The 22726-nt window shown below is 65.1% G+C and carries 22 protein-coding genes; 8 read left to right on the plus strand and 14 right to left on the minus strand.

The genetic code is table 11. The features are described from left to right. Positions 1 to 2055, minus strand: a complete 2055-nt coding sequence (gene glyS, locus K8374_RS00070) for a glycine--tRNA ligase subunit beta (protein WP_224457486.1) — start codon at positions 2053 to 2055, stop codon at positions 1 to 3. Further along, positions 2052 to 2999, minus strand: a complete 948-nt coding sequence (glyQ, locus tag K8374_RS00075) for a glycine--tRNA ligase subunit alpha (protein ID WP_084855238.1) — start codon at positions 2997 to 2999, stop codon at positions 2052 to 2054. Before glyQ ends, glyS begins: the two co-directional genes overlap by 4 nt. 87 nt (positions 3000 to 3086) lie before the next feature. Here glyQ and K8374_RS00080 point away from each other — a divergent pair, with 87 nt between their 5' ends. Beyond that, a complete protein-coding gene (locus K8374_RS00080) occupies positions 3087 to 3638 on the plus strand; it encodes a DNA-3-methyladenine glycosylase I (protein ID WP_224457487.1) in 552 nt (183 codons plus the stop codon). A 41-nt stretch (positions 3639 to 3679) separates the two neighbouring features. Then, positions 3680 to 4567, plus strand: coding sequence for a lysophospholipid acyltransferase (locus K8374_RS00085; protein ID WP_224457488.1), 888 nt, complete (start codon positions 3680 to 3682; stop codon positions 4565 to 4567). Positions 4568 to 4681: 114 nt separating this feature from the next. On the opposite strand, the gene K8374_RS00090 is transcribed toward K8374_RS00085, so the two are convergent. From K8374_RS00090 to def, 5 genes are read right to left on the minus strand one after another with little or no spacing between them, the layout of a single operon-like run. Then, positions 4682 to 4990 carry a tetratricopeptide repeat protein gene (locus K8374_RS00090; RefSeq protein WP_224457489.1) on the minus strand — a complete coding sequence of 103 codons (309 nt, stop codon included), beginning with the start codon at positions 4988 to 4990 and terminating at the stop codon, positions 4682 to 4684. A 12-nt stretch (positions 4991 to 5002) separates the two neighbouring features. Beyond that, positions 5003 to 6376 (minus strand): Trk system potassium transporter TrkA, encoded by a 1374-nt coding sequence (gene trkA, locus K8374_RS00095; protein WP_084855234.1) that lies wholly within the window; start codon positions 6374 to 6376, stop codon positions 5003 to 5005. A gap of 20 nt (positions 6377 to 6396) precedes the next feature. Further along, a complete protein-coding gene (rsmB, locus tag K8374_RS00100; RefSeq protein WP_224457490.1) occupies positions 6397 to 7707 on the minus strand; it encodes a 16S rRNA (cytosine(967)-C(5))-methyltransferase RsmB in 1311 nt (436 codons plus the stop codon). Further along, a complete protein-coding gene (gene fmt / locus K8374_RS00105) occupies positions 7704 to 8636 on the minus strand; it encodes a methionyl-tRNA formyltransferase (RefSeq protein ID WP_224457491.1) in 933 nt (310 codons plus the stop codon). The genes rsmB and fmt overlap by 4 nt, the downstream gene beginning before the upstream one ends. A 59-nt stretch (positions 8637 to 8695) precedes the next feature. Then, the gene (def, locus tag K8374_RS00110; RefSeq protein WP_016394290.1) at positions 8696 to 9202 is read right to left on the minus strand and encodes a peptide deformylase; all 507 of its coding nucleotides are present in this window, start codon (positions 9200 to 9202) and stop codon (positions 8696 to 8698) included. Positions 9203 to 9409: 207 nt separating this feature from the next. On the opposite strand from def, the gene dprA reads away from it, so the two are divergent. Then, positions 9410 to 10507, plus strand: a complete 1098-nt coding sequence (gene dprA, locus K8374_RS00115) for a DNA-processing protein DprA (RefSeq protein WP_224457492.1) — start codon at positions 9410 to 9412, stop codon at positions 10505 to 10507. A 37-nt stretch (positions 10508 to 10544) separates the two neighbouring features. Then, a complete protein-coding gene (locus K8374_RS00120; RefSeq protein WP_224457493.1) occupies positions 10545 to 11102 on the plus strand; it encodes an L-threonylcarbamoyladenylate synthase in 558 nt (185 codons plus the stop codon). 231 nt (positions 11103 to 11333) lie between these two features. Here K8374_RS00120 and K8374_RS00125 read toward each other — a convergent pair whose 3' ends face one another. Beyond that, complete coding sequence (locus tag K8374_RS00125; protein WP_224457494.1) at positions 11334 to 12311, minus strand: NADPH:quinone reductase; 978 nt, start codon at positions 12309 to 12311, stop codon at positions 11334 to 11336. 136 nt (positions 12312 to 12447) lie between these two features. Between K8374_RS00125 and hemF the strand changes: the two genes are divergently transcribed. Both hemF and aroE read left to right on the plus strand, forming a co-directional pair. Continuing rightward, on the plus strand, positions 12448 to 13359 hold the full coding sequence (gene hemF, locus K8374_RS00130) for an oxygen-dependent coproporphyrinogen oxidase (protein WP_224457495.1): 912 nt from the start codon (positions 12448 to 12450) through the stop codon (positions 13357 to 13359). 24 nt (positions 13360 to 13383) lie between these two features. Continuing rightward, a complete protein-coding gene (gene aroE, locus K8374_RS00135) occupies positions 13384 to 14208 on the plus strand; it encodes a shikimate dehydrogenase (RefSeq protein ID WP_224457496.1) in 825 nt (274 codons plus the stop codon). A gap of 95 nt (positions 14209 to 14303) precedes the next feature. Here aroE and K8374_RS00140 read toward each other — a convergent pair whose 3' ends face one another. The 3 genes from K8374_RS00140 to betC form a co-directional block, all read right to left on the minus strand. After that, a complete protein-coding gene (locus K8374_RS00140; protein WP_224457497.1) occupies positions 14304 to 15869 on the minus strand; it encodes a SulP family inorganic anion transporter in 1566 nt (521 codons plus the stop codon). Positions 15870 to 16031: 162 nt separating this feature from the next. Continuing rightward, positions 16032 to 16958, minus strand: a complete 927-nt coding sequence (gene choX / locus K8374_RS00145; protein ID WP_224457498.1) for a choline ABC transporter substrate-binding protein — start codon at positions 16956 to 16958, stop codon at positions 16032 to 16034. Between the two features lie 14 nt (positions 16959 to 16972). Beyond that, positions 16973 to 18490: a choline-sulfatase gene (betC, locus tag K8374_RS00150; protein ID WP_224457499.1), complete on the minus strand. Its 1518-nt coding sequence runs from the start codon at positions 18488 to 18490 to the stop codon at positions 16973 to 16975. 110 nt (positions 18491 to 18600) lie between these two features. On the opposite strand from betC, the gene K8374_RS00155 reads away from it, so the two are divergent. Beyond that, positions 18601 to 19500, plus strand: coding sequence for a choline sulfate utilization transcriptional regulator (locus tag K8374_RS00155; RefSeq protein ID WP_224457500.1), 900 nt, complete (start codon positions 18601 to 18603; stop codon positions 19498 to 19500). A gap of 43 nt (positions 19501 to 19543) precedes the next feature. On the opposite strand, the gene K8374_RS00160 is transcribed toward K8374_RS00155, so the two are convergent. Then, on the minus strand, positions 19544 to 20161 hold the full coding sequence (locus tag K8374_RS00160; RefSeq protein ID WP_224457501.1) for an NAD(P)-dependent oxidoreductase: 618 nt from the start codon (positions 20159 to 20161) through the stop codon (positions 19544 to 19546). Positions 20162 to 20215: 54 nt separating this feature from the next. Here K8374_RS00160 and K8374_RS00165 point away from each other — a divergent pair, with 54 nt between their 5' ends. Continuing rightward, complete coding sequence (locus K8374_RS00165) at positions 20216 to 20548, plus strand: DOPA 4,5-dioxygenase family protein (protein WP_224457502.1); 333 nt, start codon at positions 20216 to 20218, stop codon at positions 20546 to 20548. A 101-nt stretch (positions 20549 to 20649) separates the two neighbouring features. Here K8374_RS00165 and trpA read toward each other — a convergent pair whose 3' ends face one another. Further along, complete coding sequence (gene trpA, locus K8374_RS00170; RefSeq protein ID WP_224457503.1) at positions 20650 to 21459, minus strand: tryptophan synthase subunit alpha; 810 nt, start codon at positions 21457 to 21459, stop codon at positions 20650 to 20652. Next, positions 21456 to 22673 (minus strand): tryptophan synthase subunit beta, encoded by a 1218-nt coding sequence (trpB, locus tag K8374_RS00175; RefSeq protein ID WP_196145174.1) that lies wholly within the window; start codon positions 22671 to 22673, stop codon positions 21456 to 21458. The genes trpA and trpB overlap by 4 nt, the downstream gene beginning before the upstream one ends. Between the last annotated feature and the right edge of the window lie 53 nt (positions 22674 to 22726).

Here is a 22726-nt window from a genome sequence, read left to right on the forward strand (position 1 = left end):
TTACCCCAGCAGCGAGATGTCGGCCACGCCCAGGAACAGGCCGCGCAGGCGGCTGAGCAGGGCATAACGGTTGGCGCGTACCTTGGCATCCTCGGCGTTGACCATCACCGCCTCGAAGAAGGCGTCGACCGGGTCACGCAGGGCAGCCAGGCGGGCCAGCGACTCGCTGTACTGGCGTGCGGCGGCCATCGGCTGCACGGCCTGGTCGGCCTGCTGGATGGCCGAATACAGCGAGAACTCGTTGGCGTTGTCGAAGTACTTCGGCTCGACCTGCTCGGCGATCGCGCCTTCGGCCTTGCTCAGCAGGTTCGACACGCGCTTGTTCACCGCCGCCAGGGCCTCGGCTTCCGGCAGCTTGCGGAAGGCCTGCACGGCCTGTACGCGCTGGTCGAAGTCCAGGGCCGAGCCCGGTTTCAGGGCACGTACCGACAGGTAGGTGGCGACGTCGATGCCTTCATCCTCGTAGCGCGCGCGCAGGCGGTCGAAGACGAACTCCAGTACTTGCTCGGACAGGCCCGCGGCCTTGACCTTGCTGCCGTACTGCTTGACCGCGAACTCGACCGCAGTGGTCAGGTCCAGGTCCAGCTGCTTCTCGATCAGGATGCGCAGCACGCCCAGGGCGGCGCGACGCAGCGCGTACGGGTCCTTGCTGCCGGTGGGCAGCATGCCGATGCCGAAGATGCCGACCAGGGTATCGAGCTTGTCGGCGATGGCCACGGCAGCACCGGTCAGGGTCTGCGGCAGCTCGGCACCCGCACCGCGCGGCATGTACTGCTCGTTCAACGCCAGGGCGACGTCTTCGGGCTCGCCATCGTTGAGGGCGTAGTAGTAGCCGGCCACACCCTGCATCTCAGGGAACTCGCCAACCATCTCGGTGGCCAGGTCGCACTTGGACAGCAGGCCGGCACGGCCGGCGCGCTGGGCGTCGCCGCCGATCAGCGGGGCGATGAACGCGGCCAGCTTGGAAACGCGCTCGGCCTTGTCATAGACGGTACCCAGCTGGGCCTGGAACACGACGTTCTTCAGGCGCTCGTTGAAGGTTTCCAGCGGTTGCTTCTTGTCTTGCTTGAAGAAGAACTCGGCGTCGGTCAGGCGTGGGCGCACGACCTTCTCGTTACCCTGCACGATCTGCTTCGGGTCGCGGCTCTCGACGTTGGCCACGGTAATGAAGCGCGGCAGCAGCTTGCCTTCGCTGTCCAGCAGGCAGAAGTATTTCTGGTTGTCCTGCATGGTGGTGATCAGGGCTTCCTGCGGTACTTCCAGGAAACGCTCCTCGAACGAGCACACCAGCGGCACCGGCCATTCGACCAGGGCAGTCACTTCATCCAGCAGTGCAGGCGGCACGATGGCCGTGCCTTCCTGTTGCATGGCCAGTTCTGCGGTGCGCTTGGCGATCAGCTCGCGACGCTCGGCGAAGTCAGCCAGCACGTAGGCCTTGCGCAGGTCTTCGACGTAGTTGGCCGGGGTGCTGATGAGCACGTTTTCCGGGTGGTGGAAACGGTGGCCGCGGGATTCGCGACCGGCCTGCTGGGCCAGGATAGTACAGTCGACGACCTGGTCGCCGAGCAGCATCACCAGCCACTGGGTCGGGCGCACGAACTCTTCACGGCTGGCGCCCCAGTGCATGCGCTTGGGGATCGGCAGGTCGTTGAGCGAGTCCTCGACGATGGTCGGCAGCAGGCTCGTGGTGGCCTTGCCCGGGATGTGCTGGGAGAAGCGCAGCTTGGCGCCGCTCTGGTCGATCTCGGCCAGATCCACGCCGCATTTCTTGGCGAAGCCCAGGGCGGCCTGGGTCGGGTTGCCTTCGGCGTCGAAGGCGGCCTGGCGGGGCGGGCCGTCGATGTTGATGCTGCGGTCAGGCTGTTGCACGTCCAGCTGGCGGATCAGCACGGCCAGGCGGCGGGGAGCGGCATACACCTGCTTGCCGGTGTAGTTCAGGCCAGCGGCCTGCAGGCCTTTCTCGATGCCGGCCAGGAAGGCGTCGCCGAGGCTGGCGAGGGCCTTGGGTGGCAGCTCTTCGGTGCCCAGTTCAACCAGGAAATCTTGAGCACTCATTGTGCAGCCTCCAGCTTAGCCAACACTTCGTCACGCAGTTCAGGGGTCGCCATCGGGAAGCCCAGGCGTGCGCGGGCTTGCAGGTAGCTTTGCGCCACGTCCCGGGCCAGGGTACGCACGCGCAGGATGTAGCGCTGACGCTCGGTCACCGAGATGGCGCGGCGGGCGTCGAGCAGGTTGAAGGTGTGGGATGCCTTCAGGACCATTTCGTAGGTCGGCAGCGGCAGCTCCAGCTTGATCAGGCGGTTGGCTTCGCTTTCGTAGAAATCGAACAGTTCGAACAGCTTCTCGACGTTGGCGTGTTCGAAGTTGTAGGTCGACTGTTCCACTTCGTTCTGGTGGAACACATCGCCATAGGTGACCTTGCCGAACGGGCCGTCGGCCCAGACCAGGTCATAGACCGAGTCCACGCCCTGAATGTACATGGCCAGGCGCTCGAGGCCATAGGTGATTTCGCCGGTGACCGGGAAGCACTCGATGCCGCCGACCTGCTGGAAGTAGGTGAACTGGGTCACTTCCATGCCATTGAGCCAGATTTCCCAACCCAGGCCCCAGGCGCCGAGGGTCGGCGATTCCCAGTTGTCTTCGACGAAGCGGATGTCATGGACCAGCGGGTCCAGGCCGATCGCCTTCAGCGAGCCGAGGTACAGCTCCTGGAAGTTGGCCGGGTTCGGCTTGAGCACCACCTGGAACTGGTAGTAGTGCTGCAGGCGGTTGGGGTTTTCGCCATACCGCCCGTCGGTTGGGCGACGGCTGGGCTGCACATAGGCGGCGTTCCAGGTTTCCGGGCCGACGGCACGCAGGAAAGTGGCGGTGTGGAAAGTGCCGGCGCCTACTTCCATATCGTAGGGCTGAAGCACCACACAACCTTGCTCGGCCCAGTACTGCTGCAGGGCGAGGATCAGGTCTTGGAAGGTACGCACGGCTGGCGTAGGCTGGCTCACGAAATTCACCTGTATCTGGGGATGCGGATGTAAAGAGCGGGAGTATAACCTGATTCGCCTCGCCCTCTACTCATGGAATGGAGCCTTATGCCACGCTGCTTCTGGTGTACCGACGATCCGTTGTACCAGGCCTATCACGACCAGGAGTGGGGAACGCCGCAGCGCGACCCGGCGTTGCTCTTCGAGATGCTTTTGCTCGAAGGGTTCCAGGCCGGGCTCTCGTGGATCACCGTATTGAAGAAGCGCGAGCGGTACCGCCAGGTATTGCACGGCTTCGATCCGGTGCAGCTGGCGCGAATGAGCGACGAACGGATCGAGGAGCTGATGCTCGATGCCGGCATCATCCGCAACCGCCTCAAGCTCAAGGCCGCCCGGCGCAATGCCCAGGCCTGGCTGGCTGTGGATAACCCCAGCCAATGGCTGTGGTCATTCGTGGGCGGTGAGCCGAAGGTCAACCATTTCACCAGCCGCAGCGAAGTGCCGGCGGTCACCGACGAGGCCAAGGCCATGAGCAAGGCCTTGCAGAAGGCCGGCTTCACCTTCGTGGGCCCAACCATCTGCTACGCCTTCATGCAGGCCACCGGCATGGTCATGGACCACACCACCGACTGCGATCGCTACGCCGCGCTGGTGCGCTGAAGCGTTACAATGCCCGCCTTGCAGAAATAAGGAATCGGCCTGTGGAAAAATTCAAGGGCGCCCTGATGGTCGGGGTGCTGCGACTGTTCGCCAAGCTGCCCTGGGGTGCTGTGCAGCGCGTCGGCGCGGGGATCGGCTGGCTCATGTGGAAAGTCCCCAACGGTTCGCGCAACGTGGTGCGTATCAACCTGGCCAAGTGCTTCCCGGAGATGGACGCTGCCGAGCGTGAAAAGCTCGTGGGCCGTGCGCTGATGGATATCGGCAAGTCCTTCGTGGAAAGCGCCTGCGCCTGGATCTGGCCGCCGCAGCGTTCGCTGGATCTGGTCAAGGAAGTGCATGGCCTGGAGGTGCTGGAACAGGCCCTGGCCTCGGGCAAGGGCGTGGTGGGGATCACCAGCCACCTGGGTAACTGGGAAGTGCTGAACCACTTCTATTGCAGCCAATGCAAACCGATCATCTTCTACCGCCCGCCCAAGCTCAAGGCGGTGGATGACCTGCTGCGCGAGCAGCGGGTGCAGATGGGTAACCGCGTGGCGCCTTCGACCAAGGAAGGCATCCTCAGCGTGATCAAGGAAGTGCGCCGTGGCGGCCAGGTGGGTATTCCGGCCGACCCGGAGCCGGCCGAGTCGGCGGGCGTATTCGTGCCATTCCTGGGCACCCAGGCGCTGACCAGCAAGTTCGTGCCGAACATGCTTGCCGGCGGCAAGGCTGTCGGCGTGTTCCTGCATGCCCTGCGCCTGCCGGATGGGTCGGGGTTCAAGGTGTTCCTGGAGGCGGCGCCCGAGGAAATGTACAGCGAGGACGTGACTGTGGCGGCGGCGGCCATGAGCAAGGTGGTCGAGCGTTACGTGCGCGAGTACCCGAGCCAGTACATGTGGAGCATGAAGCGCTTCAAGAAGCGTCCGGCGGGCGAGGCGCGTTGGTATTGAGCATTTGGGGGCGCTGTGCGCCCCTTTCGCGGCACAAGGCCGCTCCTACCGGGGCCCGCGGTTTCCTGTAGCGGCCTTGTGCCGCGAAAGGGCTGCAACGCAGCCCCGGCAATCTCAGGCCTTGTCCAACTTCTTCAGGAACACGGCCATTTCCTTCTCGGCCTGCTTGTCCCCGTGGGCCTGCGCCGCCACGATCCCCTCCTCCCAGGCCTTGCGCGCCGCCGCCCGGTCACCCTGCAGCTGATAGGCCTTGCCCAGCAGCTTCCACGCCGCGGAATACTTGGGGTCGTGCTCCACACAGCGCGCCAGGTGCACCGCCGCCTCGGCACCGTTGCCTTCGTCGAGCCAGGCCTTGCCCAGGCCGAAGCGCAGCAGGGCGTTATCCACACCCTTGGCCAGCATCTTTTCCAGTGATTCGCGCATGTCGCTTGCTCCTTAGAAGAAGCTCAGGCCTACGTGGAACAGCTTCTCCACGTCACGGATGTGTTTTTTATCCACAACGAACAGGATCACATGGTCGCCCGCTTCGATCACCGTGTCGTCGTGGGCGATCAGCACCTCCTCGTCGCGGATGATCGCACCGATGGTGGTGCCCGGTGGCAGGGCGATATCCTCGATGGCCTTGCCGATCACCTTGCTCGACTTGGCATCGCCATGGGCCACCGCCTCGATGGCCTCGGCTGCGCCACGGCGCAAGGAGTGCACGCTGACGATATCGCCACGGCGCACGTGCGCCAACAGCGTGCCGATGGTGGCCAACTGCGGGCTAATGGCGATGTCGATGTCGCCACCCTGTACCAAGTCCACGTAGGCCGGGTTGTTGATGATGGTCATTACTTTGCGCGCACCCAGGCGCTTGGCCAGCAGCGAGGACATGATGTTGGCCTCGTCGTCGTTGGTCAGGGCCAGGAAGATGTCGGCGTCGGCGATGTTCTCCTCGAGCATCAGGTCCTTGTCCGAGGCGCTGCCCTGCAGCACCACGGTGCTTTCCAGGGTGTCGGAGAGCTGGCGGCAGCGGGCCGGGCTCATCTCGATGATCTTGACCTGATAGCGGCTCTCGATGGCCTCGGCCAGGCGCTCGCCGATCTGCCCGCCACCGGCGATCACCACACGCTTGTTGGTTTCGTCGATGCGCCGTAGCTCACCCATGACCGCACGGATGTCCTTGCGTGCGGCGATGAAGAAGACTTCGTCGTCGGCTTCGATCACCGTGTCGCCACGTGGCGTGATCGGGCGGTCGCGACGGAAGATCGCCGCCACGCGGGTATCGACGTTGGGCATGTGGGCGCGGATCTGGCGCAACTGCTGGCCCACCAGGGGGCCGCCGTAATAGGCCTTGACCGCCACCAGCTGTGCCTTGCCTTCGGCGAAGTCGATCACCTGCAGCGAGCCTGGGTGCTCGATCAGGCGCTTGATGTAGTTGGTCACCACCTGCTCGGGGCTGATCAGCACGTCCACCGGGATGTGGTCGTTGTCGAACAGCTCTTCGCGGGTGAGGTAGGCCGATTCACGTACCCGGGCGATCTTGGTCGGGGTATGGAACAGCGAGTAGGCCACCTGGCAGGCGACCATGTTGGTCTCGTCGCTGTTGGTCACTGCCACCAGCATGTCGGCATCGTCGGCACCGGCCTGGCGCAACACCGTGGGCAGCGAGCCGCGGCCCTGCACGGTGCGGATATCCAGGCGGTCGCCCAAGTCGCGCAGGCGGTCGCCATCGGTGTCGACCACGGTGATGTCGTTGGCTTCGCTGGCCAGGTGTTCCGCCAGCGTGCCGCCTACCTGCCCTGCTCCGAGGATGATGATCTTCATCCGCTCACTCCTAACCTGTTTTATCCGCGCGAGGCGGCGATCTTGATCAGCTTGGCATAGTAGAAACCGTCATGGCCGCCTTCCTGGGCCAACAGCTGGCGGCCGTGGGGCTGACGCAGGCCGGCTTCGGTGGCCAGGTCCAGTTCACGGGCGCCCGGGGTGCGGGCGAGGAAAGCATCGATCACTTCGGTGTTCTCGGTCGGCAGGCTGGAACAAGTGGCGTACAGCAGCATGCCGCCCACTTCCAGCGTCGGCCACAGGGCATCGAGCAACTCGCCTTGCAGCGTGGCCAGGGCCGGGATGTCCTCGGCCTGGCGGGTCAGCTTGATGTCCGGGTGACGGCGGATCACCCCGGTGGCCGAGCACGGCGCGTCGAGCAGGATGCGCTGGAACGGCTTGCCGTCCCACCAGCTGGCGGTGTCACGGGCATCGCAGGCGATCAGCTTGGCGTCCAGTTGCAGGCGGTCTAGGTTCTCGCGTACCCGCGCCAGGCGCTTGGCCTCCAGGTCGATGGCCACCACTTCGCCCAGGTTCGCCTCGGCTTCCAGCAGGTGGCAGGTCTTGCCGCCGGGGGCGCAGCAGGCATCGAGCACGCGTTGGCCGGGCGCCAGCTCCATCAGGTCGGCGGCCAGCTGTGCGGCCTCGTCCTGGACGCTGACCCAGCCTTCGGCGAAGCCTGGCAGACCACGCACGTCGCAGGCGTCAGCCAGCAGGATACCGTCGCGGCTGTACGGGCAGGCGCTGGCGTCAACGCCCGCCTCAGCCAGCCGTGCCAGGTAGGCGTCGCGGCTGTGGTGGCGACGGTTGACCCGCAGGATCATCGGCGGGTGGGCGTTGTTGGCGGCACAGATGGCCTCCCACTGCTCAGGCCAGAAGGCTTTGAGCGACTTCTGCAGCCAGCGCGGGTGGGCGGTGCGCACTACCGGGTCACGTTCGAGGCCCGCGAGTATCTGCTCGCCTTCACGTTGGGCGCGGCGCAGCACGGCATTGAGCAGGCCCTTGGCCCACGGCTTCTTCAGCTTGTCGGCGCAACCAACGGTTTCGCCGATGGCGGCGTGGGCTGGAATTCGGGTGTAGAACAGTTGGTACAGGCCGACCAGCAGTAACGCCTGCACGTCTGCATCGGCTGCCTTGAAGGGCTTTTGCAGCAGCTGGGCGGCCAGCAGGTCCAGACGTGGCTGCCAGCGGGCGGTGCCGAAGGCCAGGTCCTGGACCAGGCCACGGTCGCGTTCCTCGACCTTGTCCAGTTGCGCCGGCAACGAGCTGTTCAGCGAGGCCTTGCCGCTGAGCACGGCGGCAAGGGCGCGGGCGGCGGCCAGGCGTGGGTTCATTGGCCGAGTACCTTGTGGCTTGCGAATTTCTCGCGGCGGCTGTTGAACAGGTCGCTGAAGGCCAGGGCCTTGCCGCCGGGCAATTGCAGACGGGTCAGGCTCAGGGCGCCTTCACCGCAGGCGACGACCAGGCCGTCCTTGCTGGCGCTGAGGATTTCGCCGGGCGCGCCCTTGCCTGTGGACACGTTCGCAGCCAGGACCTTCACACTTTCCCCATCGAGGGTACTGTGGCACACCGGCCACGGGTTGAAGGCGCGGACCAGGCGTTCCAGCTCGACCGCCGGACGGCTCCAGTCGATGCGGGCTTCATCCTTGTTGAGCTTGTGTGCGTAGGTGGCCAGGGCGTCGTCCTGCACTTCGCCTTGCAGGCTGCCGTCGGCAAGGCCTGCGATGGCCTGCACCACTGCGCCCGGGCCCATCTGGGCGAGGCGGTCGTGCAGGGTGCCACCGGTGTCTTCAGCGTTGATCGGTGTGACCACTTTGAGCAGCATGGGGCCGGTGTCCAGGCCCGCCTCCATGCGCATCACAGTCACGCCGCTTTCGGCGTCGCCCGCTTCGACGGCGCGCTGGATCGGCGCCGCACCGCGCCAACGCGGCAGCAGGGAGGCGTGGCTGTTGATACAGCCCAGGCGCGGGATATCCAGCACCGCTTGCGGCAGGATCAGGCCATAGGCGACCACCACCATCAAGTCTGGCGCGAGTGCGGCGAGCTCGGCCTGGGCCTCGGCATTGCGCAGGGTCGGCGGTTGGAACACCGGGATGTCGTGGGCCACCGCCAATTGCTTGACCGGGCTCGGCATGAGCTTCTGGCCGCGCCCGGCCGGGCGGTCGGGCTGGGTGTAGACGGCCACGATCTCATAGGGGCTGTCGAGCAGGGCTTTGAGGTGTTCGGCGGCAAACTCTGGGGTGCCTGCGAAGACGATGCGCATGGAGTTCTCGCTTGAAAAAGAAAAAGGCTTGCCGGGGCAAGCCTTCTGGAAGGTGGGGATCAGGCTTGCTGGCGGTGCTGTTTTTCCAGCTTCTTCTTGATCCGATCGCGTTTGAGCTGGGACAGGTAGTCCACGAAGAGCTTGCCGTTGAGGTGGTCGAATTCGTGCTGCACGCATACGGCCAGCAGGCCTTCGCATTCCAGTTCGAACGGCTTGCCGTCGCGGTCCTGGGCCTTGACCCGCACACGCAGCGGGCGATCGACGTTCTCGTAGAAGCCGGGTACCGACAGGCAGCCTTCCTGGTACTGGCCCATGTCGTGGGTCAGTTCCTCGACCGAGGGGTTGATGAAGACGCGCGGCTCGCTGCGGTCTTCGCTCAGGTCCATGACCACGACCTGCTTGTGCACGTTGACCTGGGTGGCCGCCAGGCCGATGCCCGGGGCTTCGTACATGGTTTCAAACATGTCGTCGATCAACTGGCGCAGGGCGTCGTCGAACTCTGTCACCGGTTTGGCGATGGTGCGCAGGCGCGGGTCCGGGAATTCGAGAATGTTCAAGATGGCCATAAGGTCAGGCAGTCACTGTGCGTTCGGTTGAAAACTGAGCACACATAATAAAGGGAATCGGGGGATTCGGCACCTGGCAAAGCTCGGCTAGGGTGTGAAAGGACAGCTGGAACGCCATTCATGGACAGCTTGTCAAAGTATTATTCACAAAGTTATCCACAGGTTGTGCGCCTTGGATGACCCCTCGTCGATCAAGGATGATCCGCCATGTGCGACCTGTTTCAAGCCCCTTGCTCCCCTGCCGAACTGGAAGCGCGTCTGCGCCTGCATCGGCTACCCGACGTCGGTCCCCGACGATTCCAGACCTTGATCGAAGCCTTCGGCAGTGCGTCTTCGGCCTTGAGCGCACCGGCCAGTGCCTGGCGCGCGCTGGGCCTACCCGCCATGTGTGCCGAGGCCCGGCGCAGCCCTGAGGTGCGCGATGGCGCCAGCGCCGCAATCGCCTGGCTAGAGCGGCCGGGCCAGCATTTGCTGATGTGGGACGCACCTGGATACCCCGCCTTGCTTGGCGAAACGGACGGCGCCCCGCCGCTGCTTTTCGTGGCCGGGGACCCGGCCGTGCTGGAGCGTCCCCAGCTCGCCGTGGTGGGCAGTCGACGTGCTTCACCGCCGGCGCTGGACACGGCCAGGGCCTTCTCCCGTTGCCTGGCCCAAGCCGGTTTCACCATCACCAGCGGGCTCGCGCTGGGTATAGACGGTGCCGCTCATCGGGCGGCGCTGGAGGCGGGTGGGCACACCATCGGCGTGCTCGGCACGGGCTTGCAGAAACTTTATCCACAGCGTCACCGGGAGTTGGCGAAGGCCATGATCGAAGGCGGCAGCGCGGTGGTTTCCGAGTTCCCCCTCGATGCCGTGCCCCAGCCGGCTAACTTTCCGCGCCGCAACCGGATCATCAGTGGCATGTCTCTGGGCGTGCTGGTAGTGGAAGCGAGCCTGGCCAGTGGGTCGTTGATCACCGCTCGCCTGGCCGCCGAGCAAGGCCGCGAGGTCTATGCGGTACCGGGGTCGATCCATCATCCGGGTGCCAAGGGTTGCCACCAGTTGATCCGCGATGGCGCGCTGTTGGTGGAAAGTGTCGAGCAAATCCTCGAAAGCCTGCGCGGCTGGCAGAATCTCCCACCGGCACCTGTGGAAAAGCCGGCGCATCCCCTGCTGGCCTTGCTCCATGCCGCACCCCAGACCAGCGAAGGCCTGGCCAGCAGCAGCGGCCAGCCACTGGCCCAGGTGCTGGCCAGCCTCACGCAACTGGAACTCGAAGGGCGGGTCAGCAACGAAGCCGGGCGTTGGTTTGCCAGGTGCAGCTAAGTACACTGCGCAGCAGGCGTTAATGCGGAGAGACAAAATGGTGAGCAGTTGGCGTGTGCAACAAGCCGCACGTGAAATTCGGGCGGGTGCGGTCATTGCCTACCCGACGGAAGCGGTCTGGGGCCTGGGCTGCGACCCTTGGAACGAAGACGCGGTGTATCGCCTGCTGGCGCTCAAGTCGCGGCCTGTGGATAAAGGGCTGATTCTGATCGCCGACAACATCCGCCAGTTCGATTTCCTGTTCGAGGACTTCCCCGAGGAGTGGATCGACCGCATGGGCAGCACCTGGCCGGGCCCCAACACCTGGCTGGTACCGCACCAAGACCTGCTGCCGGAATGGGTGACGGGCCAGCACGACACCGTGGCCTTGCGCGTCAGTGACCATCCATTGGTACGCGAGCTGTGCGCGCTGGTCGGGCCGCTGATCTCCACCTCTGCCAACCCCGGGGGCCGCCCGGCGGCCAAGAGCCGGTTGCGGGTGGAGCAATATTTCCATGGCGAGCTGGACCTGGTGCTCGGTGGGGCATTGGGCGGGCGGAAGAACCCGAGCGTGATTCGCAACCTGATCACCGGCGAAGTGGTTCGGCCGGGTTGACGAGGTAGGCCCGGCGAGGGCTTTGCCCTCGTTTCGCGGCACAAGGCACTTAAAGCGTTCGCCGAAGCTGGATGGCATCGAGTCTGTGCCTGTGACGAAGAGGCCCGTTAGCTGAATTGACGCAATCGCGGGACAAGCCCGCTCCCACAGGTACTGTGCAATCCTCGGGATCGGCGCGATCCCTGTGGGAGTGAGCTTGTCCCGCGATGGGCCGCGCAGCGGCCCCAGGGTTCAGGGCAGTAGAACCGTCGAGCCCACGGTGCGCCGCGCCGACAGTTCGGCCTGGGCCTTGGCCGCTTCGCCCAGCGGATAACGCTGCTGAATATCCACAACCAGCTTGCCGCTGGCGATCATCCCGAACAGATCGTCGGCCATGGCTTGGGTGTTTTCGGCATTGTTGGCATACGTCCCCAGCGTAGGCCGGGTGACGTACAGCGAACCCTTCTGCGAAAGAATGCCCAGGTTCACCCCGGTCACCGCGCCGGAGGCATTGCCGAAGCTCACCATTAGCCCCCGTGGGCGCAGGCAATCCAGCGAGGTCAGCCAGGTGTCGGCGCCCACGCCGTCATAGACCACCGCGCATTTCTGACCGTCGGTCAGCTCCAATACCCGCTTGGCCACGTCTTCGTGGCTGTAGTCGATGGTCGCCCAGGCGCCCAGCGCCTTGGCTCGCTCGGCCTTTTCGGCCGAACTCACGGTACCGATCAGCCTGGCGCCGAGGGCCTTGGCCCATTGGCAGGCCAGGGAACCGACGCCACCTGCCGCGGCATGGAACAGGATGAAGTCGCCAGGCTGCACGGCATAGGTCTGCTTGAGCAGGTACTGGGTGGTCAGGCCCTTGAGCATCACCGCAGCGGCCTGTTCGAAGCTGATCGCCTCCGGCAGCTTGACCAGGTTGGCCTCGGGCAGGGTGTGCACGTCGCTGTAGGCGCCCAGTGGGCCGCCGGCATAGGCCACGCGATCACCGACCTTGAGCCGGCCGACGCCTGCACCGACCGCCTCGACCACGCCGGCGCCTTCGGTACCCAGGCCTGAGGGTAGTGAGGGTGGCGGATACAGCCCGCTGCGGTAGTAGGTGTCGATGAAGTTCAGGCCGATCGCGTGGTTGCGCACGCGTACTTGCCCAGGGCCGGGCGGAACCGGGTCGAACTCGACCAGTTGCAGGACTTCCGGGCCGCCGTGCTGGCTGAACTGGATGCGCTTGGCCATCTCACACTCCGTTGTCGTCGGGATCGGAACAGGCCTTCTATCGGACGCCTTTGCTTGATCGCCGTCAACTGCGGCGTGGCGGCTGCCGGTGGTATGCTAGCCGGCGAATTTTTCTCCGTTCCTTCCAGGTGACCCGATGACCAGCCGCACCGAGGCCGTAAAAGCCTACCTGCTCGACCTGCAAGACCGCATCTGCTCCGCCCTCGAAACGGAAGACGGCGGCGCCCGCTTCGTCGAGGACGCCTGGGTGCGCGAAGCCGGTGGCGGTGGCCGTACGCGGGTCATCGGTGAAGGCAAGGTGATCGAGAAAGGCGGCGTCAACTTCTCCCACGTATTCGGTGCCGGCCTGCCGCCGTCTGCCAGTGCCCACCGCCCGGAGCTGGCGGGCCGTGGCTTCGAGGCCCTGGGCGTGTCGCTGGTGATCCACCCGCACAACCCGCACGTGCCGACCTCCCATGCCAACGTGCGTTTCTTCATCGCCGAGAAGGAAGGCGAGGAGCCGGTCTGGTGGTTCGGTGGCGGCTTCGACCTGACCCCTTACTACGGCAACGAAGAAGATTGCATCCACTGGCACCGTGTCGCCGAGCGGGCTTGTGCGCCGTTCGGTGCCGACGTCTACCCACGCTACAAGGCCTGGTGCGACCGCTACTTCCACCTCAAGCACCGTGGCGAGCCCCGGGGCATCGGCGGGCTGTTCTTCGATGACCTGAACGACTGGGACTTCGACACCTGCTTCGCCTTCATCCGTGCCATCGGCGATGCCTACATCGACGCCTACCTGCCCATCGTCCAGCGCCGCAAGGACACCCCCTACACCGCCCAGCAGCGCGAGTTCCAGGAATTCCGCCGCGGGCGCTACGTGGAGTTCAACCTGGTCTATGACCGGGGCACCCTGTTCGGCCTGCAATCGGGCGGCCGCACCGAGTCGATCCTCATGTCGCTGCCGCCGCAGGTCCGCTGGGGCTACGATTGGAAACCCGAGCCGGGTAGCGAAGAAGCGCGCCTGACCGAGTATTTCCTGCAGGACCGTGACTGGCTCAACCAGTAAGCCTGCGGATAACGAGGAGTTCCCATGGATCAGTATGTCGTTTTCGGTAACCCCATCGGCCACAGCAAGTCGCCGTTGATCCACCGCCTGTTCGCCGACCAGACTGGGCAGGCCTTGGAGTACAGCACTCTGCTGGCGCCGCTGGATGATTTCAGCGATTGCGCCCGTGGGTTCTTCAAGCAAGGCAGCGGTGCCAACGTGACCGTGCCGTTCAAGGAAGAGGCCTACCGCCTGTGCGACAGCCTGACGCCACGGGCCCAGCGTGCCGGCGCGGTCAACACCCTGACCAAGCTCGCCGACGGCACCTTGCAAGGTGACAACACCGACGGCGCCGGCCTGGTGCGCGACTTGACGGTCAACGCCGGGGTCGAGCTGGCCGGCAAGCGTGTCCTCATCCTTGGCGCCGGTGGCGCTGTGCGAGGCGTGTTGGAGCCGATCCTGGCGCACAAGCCGCAATCGCTGGTGATCGCCAATCGCACCGTGGAGAAGGCCGAACAGCTGGCGCGTGAATTCGATGAGCTGGGGCCGGTGGTCGCCAGTGGCTTTGCCTGGTTGCAAGAGCCGGTGGATGTGATCATCAACGCCACGTCGGCGAGCCTGGCCGGCGAATTGCCGCCGATTGCCGAGAGCTTGGTCGAGGCCGGGCGTACCGTGTGCTACGACATGATGTATGGCAAAGAGCCGACACCGTTCTGCCAGTGGGCGAGCACGCTGGGTGCGGCCAAGGTGCTGGATGGGTTGGGCATGTTGGCCGAACAGGCGGCCGAGGCGTTCTTCATCTGGCGTGGGGTACGGCCTGATACGGGGCCGGTATTGGATGAACTGCGCCGGCAGTTGGCGCGAGGCTGAGGTCGAAATCGGGGGACGCTTGCGGCCCAATCGCGGGGCAAGCCCGCTCCCACAAGGGCAATCGCTTCATTTGTGGGGCTTGCCCCGCGATGGGCTCACTCCTCGAACCGGATCGGGCACAAGGCTGCCCCTTCCAGTTTCTGCAGCTCTTCGATCACCTGCGGCCGGGCCCGATGCAGGGTCAGGCTTCCCCCATTGCGCTTCAGCCGTCGCGCCTCCCGGTGCAGCATGTCCACCCCGGAATAGTCGATGAAGTTGATTTGCCGCGCATCGACGACCACATTCGGCCCCTGGCAGCGCTGCAGGCGCACCTGCAGGTAATGCGCGGCGCCGAAGAAGATCGAGCCGCCCACCTTCAGTACATCCGTCTCCCCTTCCCGGCTCTGTTGCACCCGCGGCCGCGAGGTGCGTTTCAGGTAGAAGAACAGCGAGGCCAGCACGCCGGCGTAGATCGCTGTCTGCAACTCCAACAGCAGCGTGGCGGCGGCGGTCAGCGCCATGACCAGGAATTCCGAGCGGCTGACCCTGAACAGCGAGCGGATGGCCCGATGGTCCACCAGCCCCCAGCAGATCAGCAGGATGCTGCCGGCCATGGCCGGGATGGGCAGATGGGCGATCAGCCCGGCCCCGGCCACGGCGAACAGTGCCACCCACAGCGCCGAGAACACCCCAGCCAGTGGTGAGCGGGCGCCGGCGTCATAGCTCAGCCCCGAGCGGGTGAAGGACCCTGAGGACAGGTAGCCGGAAAAAAACGCCCCAACCATGTTCGACAGGCCCTGGGCGCGGATTTCCTGGTCGGCGTCGATCAGTTGTTCGGAGCGTGCCGACAACGACCGGGCGATCGACAGGCTGGTGACCAGCCCCAGCATGCCCACCGCCACGGCACTGGGCAGCAGGCGCAGGATCAATTCGAGGTCCAGCAGCGGCAAGGGGCTCAGCGGCGGCAGCTGGCCGATGAACGCCGGTACCCGTTGTACATGGCCGAAGATGCCGGGCAGCAGCCAGGCGACCAGGCTCACCAGCACCAGGCTGATCAACAGGCTGGGCCAGCGCGGGCGCCAGAGCTTGAGCGCGATCCCACCCAGCAATGTGGCCAGGCCTAGGGCCAATGACGGCAGGTCGACCTCGCCGGCGTGCGCGAGCAGCTCCTGCAGGGTGCGCAGCGCCGTGGCCTGGCTCGGCAGATCCATGCCCAGCAGGTTCGGCAATTGGCCCAGGGCAATGACCACCGCAGCGCCCAGCGTGAAGCCGAGTACCACCGAGTGGGAGACGAAATTGACCAGTGCGCCGAAGCGCAGCAGGCCCAGCAGCAACTGGAACACCCCACCGAGGAAGGTCAGTAGCAGGACCAGGGTGATGTAGTCGTCGCTGCCGGTCAGGGCCAGCGGGCTGACGCTGGCGTAGAGGACGATGGAGATGGCGGCGGTTGGGCCACAGATCAGGTGCCAGGAGGAACCCCACAAGCATGCCACCAGTACCGGGACGATGGCGGCGTACAGGCCGTACTCGGCCGGCAGGCCGGCGATCAGGGCGTAGGCGATCGATTGTGGCAAGGCGAGGATCGCGCCGCTCAGGCCGACCAGCAGGTCCTGGCGCAGGCTACGGCCCGATTGGCGGGGGAGCCAGGAGAGGAAGGGCAGCAGGTGGAGGATGCGAGGCATGCGTGGTTCCTGGTGTCCGGTCGACATTCGAGATCACAGGCGAGGGCCGTGCCCTCGTTTCGCGGCACAAGGCCGCTCCTACAGGGGATCGTGCGTTTCTGTAGGAGCGGCCTTGTGCCGCGAAAGGGCCGCAAAGCGGCCCCACAGCCTAACAGACGAACCTCAGAGTTTGGCCTTCACGGCTTGGGAAGCGTCTCCTCCCGCCTTGGTCGTGACTCCGGCCAACCAACCCTCCAGCACGTGCGGATGCGCCTTCACCCAGGCCTTGGCCGCTTCGTCGAAGCTGACCTTGCTATCCACCACCTCGGCCATGATGCTGTTTTCCATGTCCAGGCTGAAGCTCAGGTTGCCCAGCAGCTTCGCTGCATTCGGGCAGGTCTGTGGGTAACCGTTGCGCACCAGGGTATATACGTCACCTTTGCTGCCGAACCACTTCTCCCCGCCGGTCAGGTAATGCATTTTCAGCTTCACGTTCATCGGGTGCGGGGTCCAACCGAGGAAGGTGATGAATTGTTGTTTCTGTGTGGCCCGCTGCACCTGGGTGAGCATCGCCTGTTCGCTGGACTCCACCAGCTTCCAGTCACCCAGGCCGAACTCATTCTTGTCGATGATCTCTTTGAGTGACAGGTTGGCCGGCGCGCCTGAGCCGATGCCATAGAGCTTCTGGTCGAACTGGTCGGCATGTTTCTGCAGATCGGCGAAATCCTTTACACCGGCGTTCCAGACGTAGTCAGGCACTGCCAGGGTGAACTCGGTGCCCTGCAGGTTGCGGGCCAGGCGCTGCACATCGCCAGTGGCGACGAACTTGTCATGGAAGCCTTGCTGGGCAGGCATCCAGTTGCCCAGGAACGCATCCACCCGGCCATCCTTGAGGCCGCCGTAGATGATCGGCACGGCCAGATTGTCGATCTTCACCCGGTAGCCGAGGCTTTCCAGGAGCAGGCGGGCGATGGCGTTGGTAGTGGCGATGTCGCTCCAGCCAGGGTCGGCCATCTTCACGGTGGTGCATTGGGCATCGCTGTCGGCGTGGGCCGTGACGGCGGTCAGGCCCACGGCCAGGGCGATCACGGTTGTGGAGAACTTCTTCATGGCGGCCTCTCTACTCAATCCAGGGGTGCGGGCTGTGGATAACGTGCCTTGCGCTCGAGGTCGTCGAGATCGATGTGGTTGCGCATGTACTGTTGGCTGGCATCTACCCATGGTTGGTGGTCCCAGCTCTTCAGCTTGCCGATGGCCAGTGCTTCGGCCACCAGGCGACGGCGCCGTTGGCTGGCCAGCACTTGCTCGCGCAGGGCGGGAATGTCCCAGCGTTGGCGGGCTTGATCGACGAATGCCTGCAGCAGCGCCTGGTGGTCCGGGCTGCCGGTGAGGTTCTCCCGCTCGTGCGGGTCGCGGCTCAGGTCATAGAGTAAACAGGGGTCGTCCTCGCTGTACACAAACTTGTAGGGGCCACGGCGGATCATCATCAACGGGCCGACCGTGCCTTCGGCCATGTACTCGCCGATCACCTCGTCGTGGCCGCCCTGCCCTTGCAGGTGGTCCAGCAGTGAACGGCCATCGAGGTGCAGGGCTTGCTCGACCTTGCCACCGGCCAGTTCCACCAGGGTCGGCAGCAGGTCGCAGGTGGACACGGCCGCGCTCACCCGTGCCGGGGCGAAGCGCTTGGGCGCGTGGACCAGCAGCGGCACCCGTGCCGACATCTCGAACCAGTGCATCTTGTACCAGAGCCCGCGCTCGCCAAGCATGTCGCCATGGTCGCCCGAGAAGACGATCAGGGTGTCGTCGGCCAGGTGGCATTCCTCGAGGGTCTGCAGCAGCTTGCCGATGTTGTCGTCGATATAGCTGCAGGCGCCGAAGTAGGCACGGCGAGCGTCGCGGATCTTGTGCGCGGGCAGCGGCTTGTCCCATAGGTCGTAGACCTTGAGCAGGCGTTGCGAGTGCGGATCCTGTTCGTCCTGGGCCAGGACGCCGCCCGGCATGGGGATATCCACGTCCTCATAGAGATCCCAGTACGGTTTGGGGATGGTGTACGGATCATGAGGGTGGGTCATGGACACGGTCAGGCAGAACGGCCGGCCATCGCCTTCGCGCACATGGTCGTAGAGGTACTGGCGGGCCTTGAACACCACCTCCTCGTCGAAATCCAGCTGGTTGGTGCGCACGCACGGGCCTGCCTGCAGCACCGACGACATGTTGTGGTACCAGCTAGGGCGCTGGTCGGGGGCGTCCCAGTTCACCGCCCAGCCGTAGTCGGCCGGGTAGATGTCGCTGGTCAGCCGCTCTTCATAGCCATGCAGCTGGTCGGGGCCGCAGAAGTGCATCTTGCCCGACAGCGCGGTGCGGTAGCCCAGGCGGCGCAGGTAATGGGCGTAGGTCGGCACATCGGCCGGGAAGTCCGCCGCGTTGTCGTAGGCGCCGATGCGGCTGGGCAACTGGCCACTGACCAGGGTGAAGCGCGACGGTGCGCACAGCGGGCTGTTGCAGTAGGCGGCATCGAATACCACTGCCTGTTCGGCCAGGCGGCTCAGGTGCGGCATCCTGATCGGTGATGGGTTGTAGATCGGCAGCAAGGGCGCGGCCATCTGGTCGGCCATGATGAACAGGATGTTGGGTCGCTTCATGGTTGCGTTCCATCGTTGAAGGTTATGGGAACCGCTTGCGAATCAGGATGCGACTGGTGGATAACATGGGTAAAGCCCATGGCGGGCAATGAGTGGGATTAGCTGTGCTTATGTTTGAACACCTTGCCAACCTATCCCTGGACACGCTGCGTGTCTTCGAGGCCGCAGCGCGTCTGCGCAGTTTCACCGCGGCCGCGCTGGAGCAGGGCACCACCCAGCCGGCGGTGAGCCAGCAGGTCAAGCGCCTGGAGGCGCAGTTGGGCACGCGTCTGTTCGACCGGATCTACCGGGGTATCGAGCTGACCGACGCCGGCCAATTGCTGTTCGAACAGGTCCATCAAGGTTTGCAAACCATGGACGAGGGCATCGGCCAGGCCAGTGGGCGTGCCCAGCGCGAGGTATTGCAGGTGGCCACCGACTTTGCCTTCGCTGCCTTCTGGCTGATGCCGCGCTTGCCTCGGTTCCACCAGGCCTACCCACAGGTGGACGTGAGCCTGGTGACGGGCGAGCGCAGCCAGGCCATGCTCCGACCGGATATCGACGTGGCGGTGCTGTTCGGCGATGGACGCTTCCACCAAGGCGAGAGCAAATGGTTGTTCGATGAAGAAGTTTTTCCGGTCTGCAGCCCCAAGCTGATTCATGGCAAACCCACGTCAGCCGTGGCTTTGCAACGATTGCCCCTGCTCCATCTGCGTGGCGAGCAGGCCAGCCGTTGGTTCGACTGGGCGGGGGTGTTCCGTGGCCTGGGCGTGACCAGCCCGCCTCCGCCTGGGCAGTTGCGGTTCGACAACTACACGTTGCTGATCCAGGCGGCGATTGCCGGGCAAGGGGTGGCGATCGGCTGGCGGCACCTGGTGGATGGATTGGTGGACCAGGGATTGCTGTGCCGACCGCTGGAAGGCAGCCTGCGCTCTGAGCGCGGGTATTACGTGGTGTTGCCGCCGCGCAAGCGGCGCGGGGCGTTGATCCAGCGGTTCGTAGATTGGCTGGAGGCTGAGCGGGGAGCGTGACTGGGCTGCTGTGCAGCCCATCGCCGGCAAGCCGGCGATGAGATCAAGGCACGAAGTTAAGGTGTTCCCCCTGGTGCAGATTCAGCTCCAACGCATCCACTATCCCCGCCGCAATCCGTGCCAACCGTTGCAAAGGCCCGGCCAGCCCGGGTTCCAGGGTTCCGTCGAGGTTGCGAAAGTGCTCGATGCCCAGCCCCGGCACCTCGTCGGGTGCATTCACCAGTGTCCAGCGCATTGCACTGCGTTGCAGCAGGTCGACGATCTGGTCCATGCATTCACGCGCTTCATCGCTGTGCCGGGCCGGCTCATCCAGCACGTTGAAATCGCCCACCAGCATCAGCCGGCGTATAGTCGTGCGCTGCAGGCCGGCCACCAGGGCTTCGGTCATCCGCCGCTGGGCCGGCAGGTCGCCAGGGGCCAGCGCCGACAGCAGGGCGATCACCGCCGAACCGCCGGCCGTGCTCTGCTCGGCCTGGTAGGTATTGCCCAGCCCGCCTATCTTGAAATGCAGGCCGGGGCGTGGCGCGTGTCGGTTGAGGTCATCGACCACGGCCGTGACCTCGTGCTGGCGCGACAGCAGTTCCACGGCCAAGGCGCTGCCCAGGCTGCTTTCGATCCCGAACAGGACCAGTTTGAACACTGGAGTTTCGGCATTCTTCACCGGATCACTTCCTCTGGTGGGCAAGTGATCGTTTGACCCCGTTCAGGAGTAATCGTGCAAAGGATCAAGGGCTACCACGCCCATGTGTACTACGACGCATCGACCATGGAACAGGCCCGGCAGCTGTGCGAGGAAGCGGCCCGGTTGTTTCCCGTGACCATGGGGCGCATGCACCAGAAGCCGGTCGGGCCGCACCCGGACTGGAGCTGCCAGCTGGCCTTCGGGCCGGAAGTGGTGGGGGTGTTGTTACCGTGGCTGGCGCTGTACCGCAAGGGGTTGGTGGTGTTCCTGCATCCACTGACGGGGGATGAGCTGGCGGATCACCGGGACCATGCGATCTGGATGGGGGCCGTGAGGCCTTTGGACCTGTCGATCTTTGAGGGATAGTGGGGCCGCTTTGCGGCCCTTTCGCGGCACAAGGCCGCTCCGGAGCGGTGATCGCCCGTAGGAGCGGCCTTGTGCCGCGATCGAGGGCGTAGCCTTCGCAATCAGTTGCGCGCCGAACGCACACCTTCGGCCAGCGCCGAGCACAGGCTCAGCACATCGCTCACGGCCTGCGCGGCATCCTTGGCCTGGGCAATCTTGTCCACCAGCGCCGAGCCCACCACCACACCATCGGAGAGCTTGGCGATGGCTGCCGCCTGTTCAGGCGTGCGAATGCCGAAGCCCACGCTGATCGGCAGGTCGGTGTGGCGACGCAGGCGGGCGATGGCCTGCTGGACGTGCTCGGTGGTGGCGGAGCCGGCGCCGGTCACACCCGCCACCGAGACGTAGTAGACGAAGCCGGAGCTACGCTCGAGCACGCGCGGCAGGCGGGCGTCGTCGGTGGTCGGGGTGGTCAGGCGGATGAAGTCGATGCCGGCGGCCTGGGCCGGGGTGGCCAGCTCGGCGTCATGCTCCGGCGGCAGGTCGACGATGATCAGGCCATCGACGCCTGCTTCCTTGGCCTGTGCCACGAACTGCTCCACGCCGAAGCGGTGGATCGGGTTGTAGTAGCCCATCAGTACGATCGGCGTGGTCTGGTTATCTACACGGAATTCGCGAACCATCTGCAGGGTCTTGGCCAACGTCTGGCCAGCGTCCAGGGCACGCAGGGTCGCCAGCTGGATGGCCACGCCGTCGGCCATCGGGTCGGTGAATGGCATGCCCAGCTCGATGACGTCGGCACCGGCTGCCGGCAAGCCTTTGAGGATCTGCAACGAGGCGTCATAGCCCGGGTCGCCCGCGGTGATGAAGGTGACCAGTGCCGAGCGGCCTTCGGCCTTCAGCTCGGCGAAACGTTGTTCAAGACGGCTCATGCCTGTTTCTCCTGGGCGGCCATATGGTTCATCACGGTTTGCATGTCCTTGTCGCCTCGGCCGGACAGGCACACGACCATCAGGTGGTCCTTGGGCAGGTTCGGCGCGCGCTTGATCGCCTCGGCCAGGGCATGGGAACTCTCCAGTGCCGGGATGATGCCCTCCAGGCGGCAGCTGGTGTGGAACGCTTCGAGGGCTTCGTCGTCGGTGATGCTGACGTACTCGACGCGCTTCACTTCGTGCAGGTAGGCGTGCTCCGGGCCGATGCCCGGGTAGTCCAGGCCTGCCGAGATCGAGTGGGCGTCGGTGATCTGGCCGTCCTCGTCCTGCAGCAGGTAGGTGCGGTTGCCATGCAGTACGCCCGGCACGCCACCGTTGAGGCTGGCGGCGTGCTTGTCGGTGTGCACGCCGTGGCCACCGGCCTCGACGCCGATGATCTTGACGCTCTGGTCATCGAGGAAGTCGTGGAACAGGCCCATGGCATTGGAGCCACCGCCGACGCAGGCGATCAGGCTGTCCGGCAGGCGGCCTTCCTTTTCCTGCAGCTGGGCGCGGGTTTCCTTGCCGATGATCGACTGGAAGTCGCGGACCATCGCCGGGTACGGGTGCGGGCCGGCCACGGTGCCGATCAGGTAGAAGGTGTCTTCGACATTGGTGACCCAGTCGCGCAGGGCCTCGTTCATGGCGTCCTTGAGGGTGCCGGTGCCGGCGGTGACCGGAACGATCTCGGCGCCCAGCAGCTTCATGCGGAATACGTTGGCCTGCTGGCGCTCGATGTCGGTGGCGCCCATGTAGATCACGCAGGGCAGGCCGAAGCGCGCCGCGACGGTGGCGGTGGCCACGCCGTGCATGCCGGCGCCGGTCTCGGCGATCAGGCGCTTCTTGCCCATGCGCTTGGCCAGCAGCACCTGGCCAATGCAGTTGTTCACCTTGTGCGCGCCAGTGTGGTTGAGCTCTTCACGCTTGAAGAAGATCTTGGCGCCGCCGCAGTGTTCGGTCAGGCGTTCGGCGAAGTACAGCGGGTTGGGGCGGCCGATGTAGTCGCGCTGGAAGTAGGCGAGCTCTTCGAGGAATTTCGGGTCGGCCTTGGCGGCCTCGTATTCACGGGCCAGGTCCAGGACCAGCGGCATCAGGGTTTCGGCCACGTAGCGGCCGCCGAACGAGCCGAACAGGCCATTGGCATCGGGGCCGGCGCGGTATTGGGTCTGGGTCATGGGGCGCTCCAGGGCGTGATCTATGATTGATGGGCTTACTCTAACCACGACAT

The sequence above is a fragment of the Pseudomonas sp. p1(2021b) genome, assembly GCF_020151015.1.
Lineage (GTDB): Bacteria > Pseudomonadota > Gammaproteobacteria > Pseudomonadales > Pseudomonadaceae > Aquipseudomonas > Aquipseudomonas putida_K.

What these genes read in the sequence shown, in the direction of transcription:
- glyS (WP_224457486.1), bottom strand. Translation starts at nt 2,055, where the DNA reads ATGAGTGCTCAAGATTTCCTGGTTGAACTGGGCACCGAAGAGCTGCCA.
- K8374_RS00080 (WP_224457487.1), top strand. Translation starts at nt 3,087, where the DNA reads ATGCCACGCTGCTTCTGGTGTACCGACGATCCGTTGTACCAGGCCTAT.
- trkA (WP_084855234.1), bottom strand. Translation starts at nt 6,376, where the DNA reads ATGAAGATCATCATCCTCGGAGCAGGGCAGGTAGGCGGCACGCTGGCG.
- trpA (WP_224457503.1), bottom strand. Translation starts at nt 21,459, where the DNA reads ATGAGCCGTCTTGAACAACGTTTCGCCGAGCTGAAGGCCGAAGGCCGC.
- K8374_RS00140 (WP_224457497.1), bottom strand. Translation starts at nt 15,869, where the DNA reads ATGCCTCGCATCCTCCACCTGCTGCCCTTCCTCTCCTGGCTCCCCCGC.
- K8374_RS00120 (WP_224457493.1), top strand. Translation starts at nt 10,545, where the DNA reads ATGGTGAGCAGTTGGCGTGTGCAACAAGCCGCACGTGAAATTCGGGCG.
- aroE (WP_224457496.1), top strand. Translation starts at nt 13,384, where the DNA reads ATGGATCAGTATGTCGTTTTCGGTAACCCCATCGGCCACAGCAAGTCG.
- K8374_RS00125 (WP_224457494.1), bottom strand. Translation starts at nt 12,311, where the DNA reads ATGGCCAAGCGCATCCAGTTCAGCCAGCACGGCGGCCCGGAAGTCCTG.
- dprA (WP_224457492.1), top strand. Translation starts at nt 9,410, where the DNA reads ATGTGCGACCTGTTTCAAGCCCCTTGCTCCCCTGCCGAACTGGAAGCG.
- K8374_RS00155 (WP_224457500.1), top strand. Translation starts at nt 18,601, where the DNA reads ATGTTTGAACACCTTGCCAACCTATCCCTGGACACGCTGCGTGTCTTC.
- fmt (WP_224457491.1), bottom strand. Translation starts at nt 8,636, where the DNA reads ATGCGCATCGTCTTCGCAGGCACCCCAGAGTTTGCCGCCGAACACCTC.
- K8374_RS00090 (WP_224457489.1), bottom strand. Translation starts at nt 4,990, where the DNA reads ATGCGCGAATCACTGGAAAAGATGCTGGCCAAGGGTGTGGATAACGCC.
- trpB (WP_196145174.1), bottom strand. Translation starts at nt 22,673, where the DNA reads ATGACCCAGACCCAATACCGCGCCGGCCCCGATGCCAATGGCCTGTTC.
- def (WP_016394290.1), bottom strand. Translation starts at nt 9,202, where the DNA reads ATGGCCATCTTGAACATTCTCGAATTCCCGGACCCGCGCCTGCGCACC.
- betC (WP_224457499.1), bottom strand. Translation starts at nt 18,490, where the DNA reads ATGAAGCGACCCAACATCCTGTTCATCATGGCCGACCAGATGGCCGCG.
- rsmB (WP_224457490.1), bottom strand. Translation starts at nt 7,707, where the DNA reads ATGAACCCACGCCTGGCCGCCGCCCGCGCCCTTGCCGCCGTGCTCAGC.
- hemF (WP_224457495.1), top strand. Translation starts at nt 12,448, where the DNA reads ATGACCAGCCGCACCGAGGCCGTAAAAGCCTACCTGCTCGACCTGCAA.
- choX (WP_224457498.1), bottom strand. Translation starts at nt 16,958, where the DNA reads ATGAAGAAGTTCTCCACAACCGTGATCGCCCTGGCCGTGGGCCTGACC.